We start from the raw sequence: 15668 nt of genomic DNA, 5'->3' as shown, positions 1-15668 counted from the left end.
ATGTCCAAGGTCGTCATCACCTGCGCCATCACCGGCTCGATCCACACGCCGTCCATGTCGCCCTACCTGCCCGTTACGGCGCAGGAGATCGCCGGGCAGGCCATTGACGCCGCCCGGGCCGGGGCGGCGATTCTGCATCTGCACGCGCGCGATCCCGACAATGGCCGGCCCTCAGCCGCGCCGGAGCATTTCATGGGCTTCCTGCCGCAGATCGCGGCGGGAACGGATGCGGTGGTGAACCTCTCGACCGGCGGCAGCGCGGTGATGAGCCTCGACGAGCGGCTGGCCGCGCCCCGGGAGGCCCGGCCCGAGATGTGCTCGCTCAACATGGGTAGCATGAATTTCGCGCTCTACCCGATGGCCGCGAAGATCACCGAGTGGAAGTATGACTGGGAAAAGCCGTTCCTGGAAAACTCCGACGATCTGATCTTCCGCAACACACCGCGCGACATCGCCCATGTGCTCGACGAGATGGGCACGCAACGCGGCGCCCGGTTCGAGTTCGAATGCTACGACATGGGCCATCTGACCATGCTCGCGCATTTTGCCGATCGCGGACTGGTGGAGCCGCCCTTCTTCATCCAGTTCGTCTTCGGCGTACTGGGCGGCATGGCGCCCGAGCCCGAGAACCTGACCCATATGAAGCGATCGGCGGACAAGCTTTTCGGCGACGATTACATGTTCTCGGTGCTGGCGGCCGGGCGCCAGCAGATGCCGATGGCGGCGATGTCGGCGGGCATGGGCGGCCATGTGCGCGTCGGGCTGGAGGACAGCCTGATGATCGCGCGCGGCCGGCTTGCGCGCAGCAATGCCGAGCAGGTGGAGAAGGCGCGCGGCATCGTCGAGGCGCTTGGCCGCGAGATCGCAACCCCCGACGAGGCCCGCGCGATGCTGGGTCTCAAGGGGGCGGACACGGTCGCGTTCTGAGCCATGGAGCGCATCGCGATCAGGCAGGCAGGCGCGCGGGATGCGGAGGCGCTGAACGCGGCGCTGGCACAGCTTTCCGCCGCGCTGGGCGATCCGCACCTGGCCAATGCGGCGGCGCTGGCGCGGGCCTGTTTCGGGCCGGAGCCCGCCGCGCACGCCCTGCTGGCGGAGGCCGGGGCGGAGGTGATGGGCGTCGCGCTCTACTCGCCGCTCATGTCCACGGCGCGGGGCCGCGCGGGGGTCTTCGTCTCCGATCTCTGGGTGGCGGATGCGGCGCGCGGGCGGGGGCTGGGGCCGCGTCTTCTTGCCGCCGTGGCCGCCGATGCGGGCGCGCGCTGGGACGCGGGGTTCCTGAAACTCGCGGTCTATCATTCCACCCCGCGCGCACGGGCCTTCTATGACCGGCTGGGCTTCCTGCCCGCCACGGGCGAGACGGTGATGACGCTGGCCGGCGCCCCGTTCGATGCGCTGAAAGGAGAGGCATGAAAGCGATTCTCGACGACCGCCAGACGGTCCACGACCCCAAGCATTTCATGGCCAACGGCACCGTGCTGCCCAGCCCCGAGCAGCCGCGCCGGGTCAGCGTCCTGCGCGCCGGGGCCGAGGCCGCGGGCTGCACGTTCGAGGCCCCGGCGGATGCCGGGCTGGGCCCCATCGCCGCGGTCCATACGCCGGAATATCTGGTCTTCCTGCAAAACATCTATACCCGCTGGCGGCGGATCGAGGGCGCGGGTGAAGAGGTGATTCCCAACATCCACCCCGCCAACCGCGCCGACGGCTATCCGAAATCCGCGGTGGGGCAGGCGGGCTATCATCAGGCCGACACGGCCTGTCCCATAGCCGAGGGCACGTGGGAGGCCGCCTACTGGTCGGCGCAGAGCGCAATCACCGGCGCCGATCTGGTGGCCGGGGGCGAACGCGCCGCCTACGCGCTGGCGCGCCCGCCGGGACATCACGCATTCGCCGATCTGGCCGGCGGGTTCTGCTTTCTCAACAATGCCGGGATCGCGGCGGAGCGCCTGCGCGCCGCGGGACTCAGGCCCGCGATTCTTGACGTGGACGTGCATCACGGCAACGGCACGCAGGGCATGTTCTACGCCCGCGGCGACGTGCTGACGGTCTCGATCCATGCCGATCCGGCGCGCTTCTATCCGTTCTTCTGGGGTCATGCGCAGGAACGTGGCGAGGGCCGCGGCCTGGGCTGCAACCTCAACCTGCCGCTGGAGCGCGGCACCGGCGACGACGGCTATCTGCGCGCGCTCGACACCGCGCTGGCGCGCATCGCCGCTTTCGGCGCCGACGTGGTGGTCGTGGCGCTGGGGCTCGACGCCTATGCCGACGATCCGTTGCAAGGGCTCGCGCTCACAACGCCCGGCTTCGCGCGGATCGGCGCGGCCATCGCAGGGCTTGGCTTGCCCGCGCTTCTGGTGCAGGAAGGGGGGTATCTGAGCGACGGTCTGGGCGACAACCTGACCAGCGTCCTGACAGGGTATGAGAGCGCTTGACGGACATAACCGACATTCTCGTCATCGGCGGCGGCATGGCCGGGATCAGCGCCGGTGCGCGGCTGGCCGAAGGTGCCGGCGTTACCGTGCTGGAGGCCGAGGACAGCATCGGCCACCATTCCACCGGCCGCTCGGCGGCGATGTTCCTGCGCAATTACGGCAACCGGACGCTGCGCGCGCTCAACGCCGCCTCTGCGCTGGTCTTCGATGCGCCGGGCGAGATCGCGGACGGGCCGCTCCTGTCCGCGCGGGGCGAGTTGCTGATCGCGACCGAGGACGGGCTAGATGCGATGGAAGCCTATCTCGACGGGGCGGAGGGCATGTCGCGGCTGAGCGCGGCCGAGGCGCTGGAGCATGTGCCGATCCTGCGCGCCGAGGGCATCGCAGGCGCCGCCTATGAGCCGGACGCACAGGATATCGACGTGGACCGGATGCTGCAGGGTTTCCGGCGCCTCCTGACGGCGCAGGGCGGCAAAGTCGTTACCCGTGCGCGGGTGGAGGCGATCCGCTGCGTCGATGGCTGCTGGGAGGTGGAAACCGGCGCCGGGTGCTGGCGCGCGCAGGTTCTGGTGAACGCCGCCGGGGCCTGGGCGGATGGCATCGCCGAAATGGCCGGGGTGACGCGCGTCGGGCTTGTGCCGATGCGCCGCTCCGCCGCGATCCTGCCCGCGCCGGAGGGCCATGACGTGACACGCTGGCCGCTCTTCGGAGATTTCGCCGAGACCTGGTATGCCCGGCCCGATGCGGGGCGGCTGATGGTCTCGCCCGCCGACGAGGATCCGGTGGAGCCGCATGACGTCTTTGCCGACGACATGGTCCTGGCCGAGGGGTTGCACCGGTTCGAGCAGGCCGTGACCGTGCCTGTCACCCGTGTCGGCCAGAACTGGGCCGGGCTGCGCACCTTCGCGCCGGACCGGACCCCGGTGGTCGGCTTCGCGCCCGACGCGCCGGGCTTTTTCTGGCTGGCCGGGCAGGGGGGATACGGTATCCAGACCGCGCCCGCGCTGGCGCGGCTCGCCGCCGATCTCGTCGTGGGCTACGACCCGGCGCTCTCCGCCGATGTGGTGGCGTCGCTTTCGCCCGCGCGGTTTTCCGATCCCGAAAGGACATGACAATGAACGATATCACCCGTCTCGACCCCGGTGCTCGCATGAGCCAGGCCGTGATCCATAACGGCACCGTCTGGCTGGCCGGCCAGGTCGGCGCGCCCGGCGGAAGCGTGACCGAACAGACCCGCGCGGTGCTGGCGTCGGTCGAGGCGTTGCTGACGCGCGCGGGATCGGACAAGTCGCGGATCCTCTCGACCACGATCTGGCTGGCCTCGATGGAGGATTTCGCCGAGATGAACGCGGTCTGGGATGCCTGGGTCGATCCCGAGAACCCGCCGGCGCGCGCCTGCGGCGAGGCGCGGCTGGCCACGCCCGATTACCGGGTGGAGATGATGGTCGTCGCCGCCCAGGCCTGAGATGGCCGCGCCCGTGGCCGGCGGTGCGGATTGAGTATTTCCGGAAAGATGAAGGGCCGGGGCGCCCAGACGCTTGACAGAAATGGGGCAGGGATAGAACATGAAGGTGACGTCATATTCATGAAGGGAGTCCCATGCAGCCTGGCGCCGCACCCCGATCCGCCGCGAATGCGGACCATTCCTATGCCGCCGGGATCGAGGCCGGGCTGGGTCGGTTGAGGCGTGGGGCGCGGACCCGCGCGGCGCTGCACCTGGCGGCCTGCCGGCTGCTCGATGCGGCACCGCCCGAGGACCTGACCGTGGCCGCGATCTGCGGCGGGGCGGGCGTGGCGCATGGTACGTTCTATATCTATTTCGCCGACCGGCAGGCGCTGCTCGGTGAGTTGCTGGACGGCTTCGCGGGTTTCGCCAAGGCTGTGATGCGCGCCGCGGCGCGCGCCGTCGATGCGGACCCGGTCGAAGGCCCCACCGCCGCCTATATGGCCCTTTTCGAGGCTAATCCGGGGCTGATGCGCTGCCTGATCGGCCATCCCGACGGGTTCTCCGAGGCGCGCGAGGCGTTCCAGCGGCTCAACCGGGACTGGGTGATGACCGTGGTGCGCGCGGTTGAGCGGCAGGCGGCGCGCGAAGGCAGGCAGGCGGCCCCGCGTGCCGAGCTGATGCGCCGGGCCTACGCGCTGGGCGGCATGGTCGATCAGTACATGGCCGGGCTGGTCCTGTCGGGCGATCCGACTCTGGCGGAGATATCCGCCGACCGCGACGCGGTGATCGCGACGCTGAGCCTGATCTGGCGCAGGGGGATGGAGGCATGAGCCAATTGCACGCGGCGGAGACCCGGACGCCGGCCGAGACGCTCAATGCGGCGCAATCCGCCTGGGCTGCGCAGCGCACCCATGTGGCGGCGCATTCAGGGTTCTACAATGCGCTCTGGCAAGGGGCCGCGCCGCCCGAGGATCTGCGCGACCTGCCGCGTCTGCCGCTTTCCGCCAAGGCGCAGCTTCGCCGTGCGCAGGCCGCCGATCCGCCCTTCGGCGACTATCTGGCCACACCGCGCAGCCGGGCCGTGCGCCTGCACCGCACCTCTGGCACCACCGGGCAGGCGATGAACCTGGCGCTTTCGGCGCGCGATTGCGCCATCACCGCCGAGGTGGGCGGGCGCAGCCACCGCGCCGCGGGGCTGGGGCCGGGCGACACGGTCGTCCATTGCCTGAACTACCAGATGTGGATGGGCGGCTTGACCGATCACATGACGCTGGAGGCCACGGGCGCGCTGGTCGTGCCCTTCGGCGTCGGCGGCACCGAGTTGCTGATCCGCACCATCCGCGAGCTGGGTGTCAACGCGATCTCCTGCACGCCGTCCTACCCGGCGGTGCTGGAGCGGGTGCTGGCCGAGAAGTTTCCCGGCCTCGCGCCGCGCGATCTGGGGCTGCGGCTGGGGCTGTTCGGGGGCGAGCCGGGGCTTGACGACCCGGCGCTGCGCGACCGGCTTCGCGCGACCTGGGGGATGGAGCCGCGCAACGCCAATTATGGCGTCTCCGACGTCTTCTCCAACTTCGCGGCGCAATGCGCGCAGGATACGCGGCTGCATTTCCTGGCGGGAGACGTGCTCTGGCCGGAACTCGTCGCGCCCGAGACCGGCGCGCCGGTCGCGCTGGAGGCGGGTGCCGAGGGCGAGCTGGTGCTGACCCATCTGGCGCGCGACTGCCAGCCGCTGGTGCGTTTCCGCACCGGCGACATCATCGCGGTCGATGCGACGGAGCCCTGCGCCTGCGGCCGGAGCGGCTTCCGCTTCCGGGTGGTGGGGCGCAGCGACGACATGGTGGTGGTGCGCGGGCTCAACCTTTTTCCCTCGATGGTCGCCGCGGTGATCGGCGGATTTGCCGAACTGTCCGGCGACTATCGCATCGTCCTGGAGGGTCCGCCGCCCTATGACGCACTTCCGGTGGAGGCGGAACTGGCGGTGGGGCAGGCGGCGTCGCCGGGCCTGCCGGAACGGCTGGAGGCGGCGATCAAGCGCGATCTGGGCGCAAGCGCGCGGGTGCGGCTGCGTCCGGCGGGCAGCTTCACGGTGACCGAAGGCAAGACCCGCCGCGTAATCAGGAGGCAGGAATGAGCGATTTCAGATATGCAACGGTGCTGAGCGCGCGCGACGGCGGGGTGCGCACGATCACGCTCAACCGGCCCGAGAGCCTCAACGCCATGAACCGGGCGCTGATCGACGACCTGGCCCGCGCCGTGGAGGACGCGAATGCCGACCCGGCAACGCGGGCGATCCTGCTGACCGGGGCGGGGCGGGCTTTCTGCGCGGGCGACGACCGGCGCGAACACATCCATCCAGAAAGCGAGGAGGCCGCGCGGGCACTGGTCGATGCGATCCAGCGCGTCACCCGCGCCATGGTCTTGGGACCCAAGCCCATCGTCGGGGCCATAAATGGCTGGGCCGTGGGCGGCGGCTTCGAATGGGCGATCAACTGCGATTTCCCTCTCTGGGCGGAAAGCGCGCGCGGCTTTTTTCCGGAGGTCTCGCTCAACCTCTTCGTGACCGGCGCGGTGACGACCCTGCTGCCGGCGCTGACGGGGCTGGCCAAGGCGCGCGAGATGCTGTTCTTCGGTCGGAAATATGGCGCGCGCGAACTGGCGGAGGCCGGTGTCGCCTGGCGCGTCGTGCCCGACGATCTGCTGATGGCGGAGGCCCGCGCCGTGGCTGGGGAACTGGCCGGACTGCCGCCGCTCTCGGTCCGCGCGATGAAGCGCGTCCTGCATGCCGCGGCGCTGCCGGATATCGGCCGCGCGATGGCGCTGGAGACCGATGCGACCGTGGCGGGTTTTCTCGATCCAGAGACCACACGCAGGCTGTCGGAATTCTAGGCGTCAGGGCCGCGCGCCGTGTTCACTATCGGCAACTCGGGGCCGCCAGAAAGTGCGTTTGCGCCAGCGGGCGGGGGAGATTTGTCGTGAAATGGCGCGTGATTGCTGGATAGACTGGCAAGTTGAAGCGACAGGTCAGACCAACAGGAAACCCCATGAAAACCCATGCGCAGGCAGTCGTTATCGGTGGCGGCGTGATCGGATGCTCGATCCTCTATCACCTCACCAAGCTGGGCTGGAACGATGTCGTTCTGCTGGAACGCGACGAATTGACCAGCGGTTCCACCTGGCACGCGGCGGCCAATATCCACGGGCTGCATGACAGCGCCAATATCAGCCGGCTCCAGCATTACACGATGAAGCTCTATAACGAGCTGGAAGCCGAAACCGGCCAGAGCTGTGGCGTATTCCAGCCGGGCTCGCTCTATCTCGCGCAGACCGAGGCGCGCGAGCACCAGCTTCGCCTTCAGGCCGCCAAGGCCCGGCTCTATGGCATGAATTTCAGCGAGATCACCCGCGAACGCGCCGAGGAACTGCACCCGCTGGTGAATTTCGACGGCATCCGCTGCATCATGTGGGAGCCCGATGGCGGCAATGTGGACCCGTCGGGCGTGACCAACGCCTATGCGGTGGGTGCGCGCCAGAAAGGCGCGGAGATCAACCGCTTCACGCCGGTGACCGCGACGGTGCAGCAGCCCGACGGGACATGGATCGTGGAGACGCCGAAGGGAAACATCCACACCGAATGGGTGATCAACGCCGCCGGCCTCTGGGGCCGCGAGGTGGCGGCGCTGGCCGGGATCGAGTTGCCGTTGCAACCCACCGAACACCAGTACTTCGTGACCGAGACCATTGCCGAGATAGACGCGCTGGACCGCCGACTGCCTTCGGTCGCCGACCGCGACGGCGAGTATTATCTGCGCCAGGAGGGCAAGGGCCTGCTGATCGGCGCCTATGAGCGCGACATGAAATTCTGGGCCGAGGAGGGCACGCCGCTCGACTTTGCGCATGACCTCTTTCCCGACGATCTGGAACGGATCGAGGACAACATGATGCGCGCCATCGACCGCGTGCCGGTGGTGGGCGAGGCCGGCATCAAGCGGGTGATCAATGGCCCGATGATCTGGTCGCCCGATGCCAATGTGATCCTGGGCCCGGTGCCCGAACTCAAGGGCTACTTCTGCTGCAACGGGATCATTCCGGGCTTCAGCCAGTCGGCGGGCATGGGGCTGATGGTGGCGGAATGGCTGACCACGGGCGAGATGAAATACGACATGTTCGCCTGGGACATCGCGCGCTTCGGGCTCTGGGCCAATGACCGGGAATTCGTGAAGGCCAAGGTGCAGGACCAGTACGCGCACCGTTTCGCGATCCACTATCCCAACGAGGAGCGCGCTGCGGGCCGCCCCCTGCGCACGCGCCCGGTCTACGGGATGCAGCGCGAGATGGGTGCGGTCTTCGGCCTCAACTACGGCTGGGAGCACCCGCAATGGTTTGCAGACGCGCCCGGCGCGAAGGACACCAACGGCTTCACCCGGCAGAACTGGTGGGGGCCGGTGGGCGAGGAATGCCGGATGCTGCGCGAGCGCGCGGGTATCATCGACATCTCGAACTTCGCCAAGTACCGCTGCAAGGGGACCGGCGCCGAGGCCTGGCTCAATTCGGTCTTCGCCAATACCATGCCCAAATCCGTGGGCCGGTCCTGCCTGACGCCACTCATTTCCGTGCGTGGCGGCATCGCGGGCGACGCCACCGTCACCCGCGTGGCCGAGGATGAGTTCTGGATCGTCTCCTCAGGCATGGCCGAGCGCTATCACAAGCGCTTCTTTGACATGGTGCCGCTGCCCCAGGGCACCACATTCAAGAGTCATACCGAGGCCATGTGCGGTTTCAACGTGGCCGGGCCGAGATCGCGCCAACTGCTGCAGCGGCTGACCAACACCTCGCTGGCAACCGAGGATTTCCCCTTCATGCGCTCGCAGCGGATCGAACTGGCCGGGGTGGACTGCCTGGCGCTGCGTGTCAGCTTCACCGGCGATCTGGGCTGGGAGTTGCACTGCGCGACCGAATATCAGGAGACGCTCTACCGTGCGCTGCTCGATGCCGGCAAGGAGTTCGGCGCCGGTCCGGTGGGCGCCCGCGCGCTGATGTCGATGCGCATCGAGAAGGGCTATGGTTCCTGGTCGCGCGAATACAGCCCCGAATACTATCCGCACGAGGTAGGGCTGGGTCCGCTCTGCAAGATGGGCAAGGACTTCCTGCACAAGGCGGCCGCCGAGAGGGTGATGGCGGAGCCGCCGCGCGAACAGCTCGTGCTCATCCATATCGACGAGGACGCCACCGGCGCCTCCAACGCCGACGCGACGGGCGGCGAGCCCATTTTCAAGGGCGACCGTCCGGTGGGTCGGGTCACGTCGGGCACCTATGGCTACACGGTGGGCATGAGCTTGGCGCTGGGCTACGTCAAGGCAGGGACCGCGGCGCCGGGCGACGAGGTGGCGGTGATGGTCCTGGGACGGCCCCACAAGGCCCGCATCCTGCACGAGCCGCCCTTCGATCCCAGCGGCGAAAAGTTGCGCGCCTGATCGCGCGGAGGCGCCTTCGGCGCCGCGGCCTCTCTCCCCGGACCCGCGGGCGCGGGACCGGGGCCCGCGGGCGCCCGTTTCTTCTTGCTTGAAATATCCCCGCCGGAGGCATGAAACTCCAATGTTCGCGCTCTGGGTATTTTGCCTCCGGCGGGGATATTTGGAGCAGGAGAAAGGTGCACCTATTTCGGTTGCAGCCGCACCGCGCCGTCGAGCCGGATCGTCTCGGCGTTGAGGTATTGCGTCTCGGCGATGTAGCGCACGGTGCGGGCGAATTCTGCGGGATCGCCGAGCCGCGCGGGGTAGGGGATGCCCGCGGCCAGGGCATCCTGCAACTCCTGCGGCATGGCCGAGACCATCGGGGTCAGGAAAATCCCCGGTGCGATGGCGTTGACGCGGATGCCGGTGCGGGCGAATTCGCGCGCCGCGGGCAGGGTGAGCGCGACGATGGCGCCCTTGGAGGCGGCATAGGCGGACTGGCCGATCTGGCCCTCATAGGCCGCAATCGAGGCGGTGTTGACCACCGCGCCGCGGTCGCCGTCTTCCAGCGGCTCGGCGAGGCTCATCCGATGTGCGGCCAGGCGCATCATGTTGAAGGTGCCCAGGAGGTTGACGCGGATCACCTTCTCGAAGGCGCCGAGATCCATCGGGCCGTCGCGTCCGACGATCCGCCCGGCATCGGCGATGCCGGCGCAGTTGACCAGCAGCCGCGCGGTTCCGTGGGCGGCTTCGGCTTCGGCGATGGCAGCCTCGGCGGCGTCCGGATCGGCGACATCCGCCGCGACCGCGACCCCGCCGATTTCCTGCGCCATTGCCTCTGCCGCATCGCGGTTCATGTCGAGCACGGCGACGCGCGCGCCCGCCGCGGCCAGTTCCCGCGCGCTGGCCGCGCCCAGCCCCGATGCGCCGCCGGTCACGATGGCGCCGATTCCGTCCAGTTTCATGGCTCTTCCCCGATTGCAGGTATGTCCTGCGCCGTCATAGCGTGGCGCCGCGGGGGCCGCAATCGCGCGGGCTCAGATGATCTCGTCCTCGTCGAAGAGCGGGTCGCTCCGCAATTGTGCGGCGAGGCTTTCGAGCGTCAACTCGGCTGCGGCGCCGGATTTCGCCTCGGCGATATGGAAGAGCGCGTCGCCCTCGTTGACGACCGGCATGAGCGTGCGGCCCACGATGATGCCGTCGAACTCGGCCGCGACCTCGGCATCCACGGCGCCGAACGGGTCGGAGACCGCGGCCAGCACGTCGCCGCTTGCCACCACGTCGCCCTCCGAGCGGAAGATGCGCAGGAGCCCGCCCGCCGGCGCGCGCATCCAGGAACTGTCGGCGCAGATCACCGGGCTGGTGCGGGCCTTGGCGATGCCCTTGGCGGGGATCATCTTCAGCCGATGCAGCACCCGCAGGATGCCCGAGACCCCGGCGCGTACCGACATCTCGTCGAAGCGGAGCGCCTCGCCGGCCTCGAAGAGCAGCACGTCGATGCCGTGTTCCTCCTTGGCCACCTTGCGCAACGATTTCGGCCGGAGCCCGGAGACCAGCACGACCGGCGCGCCGAACGCCTTGGCCAGGCTCAGCGCCTCGCCGTTATCGGGCGAGATGCGCACCTGTGGGAGGTTGGTACGATGCACGGCGGCGGAATGCAGGTCGATGCCCAGGTCGCAGCGCGCCACCACATGGGACATGAAATGGTCGGCCAGGCGCGCGGCCAGCGAACCGTGCGATATGCCGGGAAAGGAGCGGTTGAGGTCGCGCCGGTCGGGCAGGTAGCGCGAATGGCTGATGAAGCCGAATGCGTTGACGATGGGCACCATCAGCAACGTGCCCCTGAGCCTGTCGAGATTTTCCAGTTGCAGCAGCCGCCGCACGATCTCGACCCCGATCACCTCGTCGCCATGCACCGCCGCGCTGATGAACACGGTTGGTCCGGCCCGTCGGCCGTGGATCACATGGACCGACATGTTCACGGGCGTATGATCCGAGAGCACGCTGACCGGCAGATCGACCGTCCGGCGCGTGCCCGGCGCCACCGTGACGCCGCCGATCTCGAATCCCGCCCGCGCGGGCATCAGCCGCGCCCCTTGGTCCGGGTCTTCCAGGGTTTCGCGCTCTTTTCGATATGCTCGATGATCATGCCCGCGATATCCTTGCCGGTGGCTTTCTCCACGCCTTCGAGGCCGGGGGAGGAGTTCACCTCCATCACCACCGCGCCGTGGTTGGAGCGCAGCATGTCCACCCCGCAGACATTGAGCCCCATCGACTTGGCGGCGCGGATCGCGGTGGAGCGTTCCTCGGGGCTGATCTTGACCAGCGCCGCGGAGCCGCCGCGATGCAGGTTGGAGCGGAAATCGCCCTCCGCCCCGGTGCGCTTCATCGCCGCCACGACCTTGCCGCCGATGACGAAGGCGCGGATGTCGGTGCCGCCCGCCTCCTTGATGAATTCCTGCACCAGGATGTTGATATTGGCGCCGCGGAAAGCCTCGATCACCGATTTCGCGCTGCGGTCGGTATCGGCGAGCACCACGCCGATGCCCTGCGTCCCCTCGATGAGCTTGATGACCAGCGGCGCGCCGCCGGCGACGCGCACCACCTCGTCGGTCTGTTTGGGGTCATGGGCGAAGGTCGTCACCGGCAGGCCGATCCCGTCGCGCGCCAGGAGCTGCATCGAGCGCAGCTTGTCGCGCGACCGCCCGATCGCCACGCTCTCGTTGACGGGATAGACCCCCATCATCTCGAACTGACGCAGCACCGCGAGCCCGTAATAGGTGACCGATGCGCCGATCCGGGGGATCACCGCGTCATAGCCCTTGAGTTTCTCGCCGTTGTAGAACACCTCCGGCCGCCGCGAGGCGATGTTCATGTAGCAGCGCGTCGTGTTGATGATGTCGAGCGTGTGGCCGCGCCCCTCTGCGGCTTCCTTGATGCGCTTGTGCGAGTAGAGGTTGGGGCTGCGTGACAGCATGGCGATTTTCATATGCGATTCCCCTGTTATTTTTCGGATGTCTTGCCGGATGTCTTGCCGGATGTCTTGAATGTCATGTGGCCGGGTTTGCTGCCCGCCGGCGGGCCCGCCAGGAAGGATCGGCCCGGATTGACGCTGATGCGCCGGCCGCGGATCGCGGTGCGCCCCAGGATCAGGTCGAAGGCCATTTCGGTCCGGTCGGCCAGCGAGACGTCGATTTTCCAGCGCCGCCGGCCCAGGATCAGCGCGGTGCGGATCACGTAGCGGCGCTCGGGCCTGCCGGAGGTATTGCGGATATCGCGCTCATCCAGAACCGGTGCGCTGACCCGGCCGGCGGCGCCGGCATGGGGCACGGTGAAGCTGACCCAGAGCTTTCCGTCGCGCTCGTCAAGTTCGACGTTTTCGGCATGCAGGGCGGAGGTGCGCGCGCCGGTGTCCACCTTGGCCTTCAGGCGGCTGATGCCCAGATCGGGCAGGCCGACATCCTCGCGCCAGCCAATATCCTGGCGCGGGCGCCTCTGGGCGGCGGGCAGACCGGTGCCGCGTGCCGGATCCTCTTTCATGCCGCGCGCTTCCCCGGTTTCATCGCATCGCTGCTCATGGAGCCGAGCAAACAGCATGTCCGGGCGGAAGGGAACCGGAAATCCGCGCGCCGCGTCGCCTCCGGTTCCGGCGCATTGCAATTCGCGCGTTCTTCGCGATGATCGCCTTGGCGGGGCGGCATGAACGGAGGGACGGGATGAACCTGGCGCATTGGCTGGATCGCAGCGCGATCGCGCACGCGGCGCGGCCCGCGCTCTGCCTGGGGGAGCGCGTGCTGGCCGACTATGCCGGCTTCCGGGACCGCGCCGCGGCGCTGGGGGCGGCGCTCGGCGCGCTTGGCGTGGCGCCCGGCGACCGGGTGGCGATCTTCATGAAGAATTGCCCCGACTACCTGATCGCCTTCTACGGCATCTGGTATGCGGGGGCGGCGGTCGTGCCGATCAATGCCAAGCTGCATGTGCGCGAGGCTGCCTGGATCATGAAAAACGCGGGCGCTCGGCTGGCCTTCGCCACGCGCGATCTGGCGGGCGATCTCGACGCCGCAACCGAGGGGGTGGATGTGATCGACACGGGGCAGGACCGGTTCGCCGATCTCTCCACGGGCGCGCCGCTGGCGGCACCCGCCGCGCGCGCGCCCGGCGACCTCGCATGGCTCTTCTACACCTCCGGCACCACGGGGCGGCCCAAGGGCGTCTGCATCACCCATCGGATGCTGACGCTGATGAGCCTGTCCTACCTGGCCGACGCGGACGCGTTCACGGCCGAGGACGCCGCGCTCTACGCCGCGCCGATGAGCCATGGCGCCGGGATCTACAACATGATCCATGTCTATATGGGCGCGCGCCATGTCTGCCCGCCCTCTGGCGGGTTCGACGCGGCGGAGGTGCTCGATCTCTCCCGCGTGCAGGGCCGTCTGTCGATGTTCATGGCGCCGACGATGGTGCGCCGGCTGGTCGATACGGCGCGGGCGCGCGGCGACAAGGCCCCTGGCATCCGCACGATCATCTATGGCGGCGGGCCGATGTACCGCGCCGATATCATCGAGGCGGTGGACTGGTTCGGGCCGAAATTCGTACAGATCTACGGTCAGGGAGAATGCCCGATGTGCATCACTGCGCTCAGCCGGGGCGAGGTGGCCGACCGCAGCCACCCGCGCTGGCGCGAGCGGCTGGGCTCGGTGGGCCGGGCGCAGTCGGTGGTGGAGTTGCGCATCGGGGACGCCGAGGGCAAGGCGCTCGCACCGGGCCAGGTCGGCGAGATCATGGTGCGCGGCGATCCGGTCATGCCGGGTTACTGGCAGAACCCGGAGGCCAGCGCCAGGGCGCTGAAGGATGGCTGGCTTCTGACCGGCGACATGGGGTTTCTCGATGCCGACGGCTACCTGACGCTTCAGGACCGCTCCAAGGACGTGATCATCTCCGGCGGCACGAATATCTATCCGCGCGAGGTCGAGGAGGTGCTGCTGGGCCACCCGTCGGTGCATGAGGTGGCAGTGGTCGGGGGCCGCGACCCGGAATGGGGCGAGATCGTCGTGGCTTTTGTGGTGCCGGTGCCGGGTGCGGTGCTGGACGAGGCCGCGCTGGATGCACATTGCCTTGCACAAATCGCACGGTTCAAGCGTCCAAAAGCCTATTTTTCGGTCGAATCCTTGCCCAAAAACAACTATGGCAAGGTTCTGAAGACGGAGCTGCGCCAGCGGCTCGAGACGCGCGGGTCTACCACGAAAAGGTGACTCAACAGGGCCGGGGCGCATGCTAGGCTGCGGCCGACATGCCAATAACGGAGGATACCGCATGCCGATGACTGTCCACGCCATCTACCCGATCAGCGACGGGGCGAGCTTCGACTACGACTATTACACCGCCACGCATCTGCCGCTGGTCGAGAGGCATTTCGGGCCGCACGGGATGATCTCGATCACCGCCTCGAAGGGGTTGGCGGGCGGTCCGGACACGCCGCCGGGTTATTTCGCGGTGGCGACGATGACCTTCCCCGATCAGGATAGCATGAATGCCGCGCTGGGCGAGGCCGGGCCGGTGCTCGACGATCTCAAGAACTTCACCTCCGTCACGCCCGATCTGTTGATCGGCTCGGTCATGTAGCGCCGCCCGCGGGGCAGGAAAAAGGGGCCGATGCGAAGGTTGACATCGGCCCGCAGGGGGAGCGCCGGGGCAAGTCCCGGCTCTCCGAGCGCGCTCACCCCTTGTTCATCCTGTTTTCGATGAGTTCGTCGACGACGGATGGGTCTGCGAGGGTGGATGTGTCGCCGAGGGAGGCGTGGTCGTTTTCGGCGATCTTGCGCAGGATGCGGCGCATGATCTTGCCGGACCGGGTCTTGGGCAGGCCGGGGGTCCACTGGATGAGGTCGGGCCTGGCGATCGGGCCGATCTCGGTGCGGACCCATTTCTCCAGTTCGCGGCGCAGCTCGTCGGAGGGCGTCTCGCCGGCCATCAGCGTGACATAGGCATAGATGCCCTGGCCCTTGATGTCGTGCGGGTAGCCCACCACCGCGGCCTCGGCGACCTTGGCATGGGCCACGAGCGCGCTCTCGACCTCCGCCGTGCCCATCCGGTGGCCGGAGACGTTGATCACGTCGTCGACGCGCCCGGTGATCCAGTAATAGCCGTCGGCGTCGCGCCGGCAGCCGTCGCCGGAGAAGTAATAGCCCTTGTACTGCTCGAAATAGGTCGATACGAACCGCTTGTGGTCGCCCCAGACGGTGCGCATCTGCCCCGGCCAGCTGTCGGCGATGGCGAGCACGCCCTCGGCCTCGGTCGTCTCGACGGGCGTGCCGCTCTCGGGGTCCAGCACCACCGGCT

At 68.4% G+C, this 15668-nt stretch carries 15 protein-coding genes and 1 pseudogene; 11 read left to right on the top strand and 5 right to left on the bottom strand.

Annotated features, from left to right (window positions below):
- The 9 genes from DDZ14_RS05465 (at position 1) to DDZ14_RS05425 (ending at position 9350) form a co-directional block, all read left to right on the top strand.
- Complete coding sequence (locus DDZ14_RS05465) at positions 1-927, top strand: 3-keto-5-aminohexanoate cleavage protein (RefSeq protein WP_109423945.1); 927 nt, start codon at positions 1-3, stop codon at positions 925-927.
- Positions 928-930: 3 nt separating this feature from the next.
- The gene (locus DDZ14_RS05460; RefSeq protein WP_109423944.1) at positions 931-1413 is read left to right on the top strand and encodes a GNAT family N-acetyltransferase; all 483 of its coding nucleotides are present in this window, start codon (positions 931-933) and stop codon (positions 1411-1413) included.
- Positions 1410-2432: a histone deacetylase family protein gene (locus DDZ14_RS05455; RefSeq protein WP_109423943.1), complete on the top strand. Its 1023-nt coding sequence runs from the start codon at positions 1410-1412 to the stop codon at positions 2430-2432. Before DDZ14_RS05460 ends, DDZ14_RS05455 begins: the two co-directional genes overlap by 4 nt.
- A 5-nt stretch (positions 2433-2437) precedes the next feature.
- Positions 2438-3544: an FAD-binding oxidoreductase gene (locus tag DDZ14_RS05450; protein WP_255417486.1), complete on the top strand. Its 1107-nt coding sequence runs from the start codon at positions 2438-2440 to the stop codon at positions 3542-3544.
- Positions 3545-3546: 2 nt separating this feature from the next.
- The gene (locus tag DDZ14_RS05445) at positions 3547-3897 is read left to right on the top strand and encodes a RidA family protein (protein ID WP_109423941.1); all 351 of its coding nucleotides are present in this window, start codon (positions 3547-3549) and stop codon (positions 3895-3897) included.
- Positions 3898-4031: 134 nt separating this feature from the next.
- Entirely contained in the window at positions 4032-4709 is a 678-nt protein-coding gene (locus DDZ14_RS05440; protein ID WP_109423940.1) for a TetR/AcrR family transcriptional regulator, read from the top strand.
- Complete coding sequence (locus tag DDZ14_RS05435; protein WP_109423939.1) at positions 4706-6010, top strand: phenylacetate--CoA ligase family protein; 1305 nt, start codon at positions 4706-4708, stop codon at positions 6008-6010. Before DDZ14_RS05440 ends, DDZ14_RS05435 begins: the two co-directional genes overlap by 4 nt.
- Positions 6007-6765, top strand: a complete 759-nt coding sequence (locus DDZ14_RS05430) for an enoyl-CoA hydratase/isomerase family protein (RefSeq protein ID WP_109423938.1) — start codon at positions 6007-6009, stop codon at positions 6763-6765. The genes DDZ14_RS05435 and DDZ14_RS05430 overlap by 4 nt, the downstream gene beginning before the upstream one ends.
- Before the next feature lie 155 nt (positions 6766-6920).
- Entirely contained in the window at positions 6921-9350 is a 2430-nt protein-coding gene (locus DDZ14_RS05425) for an FAD-dependent oxidoreductase (protein ID WP_109423937.1), read from the top strand.
- A gap of 182 nt (positions 9351-9532) precedes the next feature.
- Here DDZ14_RS05425 and DDZ14_RS05420 read toward each other — a convergent pair whose 3' ends face one another.
- From DDZ14_RS05420 to DDZ14_RS05405, 4 genes are all read right to left on the bottom strand, one after another.
- Positions 9533-10294: an SDR family NAD(P)-dependent oxidoreductase gene (locus DDZ14_RS05420; protein WP_109423936.1), complete on the bottom strand. Its 762-nt coding sequence runs from the start codon at positions 10292-10294 to the stop codon at positions 9533-9535.
- 72 nt (positions 10295-10366) lie between these two features.
- The gene (locus DDZ14_RS05415; RefSeq protein ID WP_109423935.1) at positions 10367-11413 is read right to left on the bottom strand and encodes a succinylglutamate desuccinylase/aspartoacylase family protein; all 1047 of its coding nucleotides are present in this window, start codon (positions 11411-11413) and stop codon (positions 10367-10369) included.
- The gene (gene rimK, locus DDZ14_RS05410) at positions 11413-12318 is read right to left on the bottom strand and encodes a 30S ribosomal protein S6--L-glutamate ligase (RefSeq protein ID WP_109423934.1); all 906 of its coding nucleotides are present in this window, start codon (positions 12316-12318) and stop codon (positions 11413-11415) included. The genes DDZ14_RS05415 and rimK overlap by 1 nt, the downstream gene beginning before the upstream one ends.
- 14 nt (positions 12319-12332) lie before the next feature.
- Positions 12333-12869: a RimK/LysX family protein gene (locus DDZ14_RS05405; RefSeq protein WP_109423933.1), complete on the bottom strand. Its 537-nt coding sequence runs from the start codon at positions 12867-12869 to the stop codon at positions 12333-12335.
- Positions 12870-13045: 176 nt separating this feature from the next.
- Between DDZ14_RS05405 and DDZ14_RS05400 the strand changes: the two genes are divergently transcribed.
- Entirely contained in the window at positions 13046-14581 is a 1536-nt protein-coding gene (locus DDZ14_RS05400) for a class I adenylate-forming enzyme family protein (protein ID WP_109424097.1), read from the top strand.
- 61 nt (positions 14582-14642) lie between these two features.
- Entirely contained in the window at positions 14643-14951 is a 309-nt protein-coding gene (locus tag DDZ14_RS05395) for an EthD family reductase (RefSeq protein ID WP_109423932.1), read from the top strand.
- A 94-nt stretch (positions 14952-15045) separates the two neighbouring features.
- On the opposite strand, the pseudogene DDZ14_RS05390 reads toward DDZ14_RS05395, so the two are convergent.
- Positions 15046-15668, bottom strand: a pseudogene (locus DDZ14_RS05390) (AMP-binding protein); the annotation flags it as partial.

Source organism: Maritimibacter sp. 55A14 (assembly GCF_003122205.1).
GTDB lineage: Bacteria > Pseudomonadota > Alphaproteobacteria > Rhodobacterales > Rhodobacteraceae > QEYE01.
Note: the sequence above shows the minus strand (reverse complement) of the source record. Positions and strands in the feature narration are given on the sequence as shown.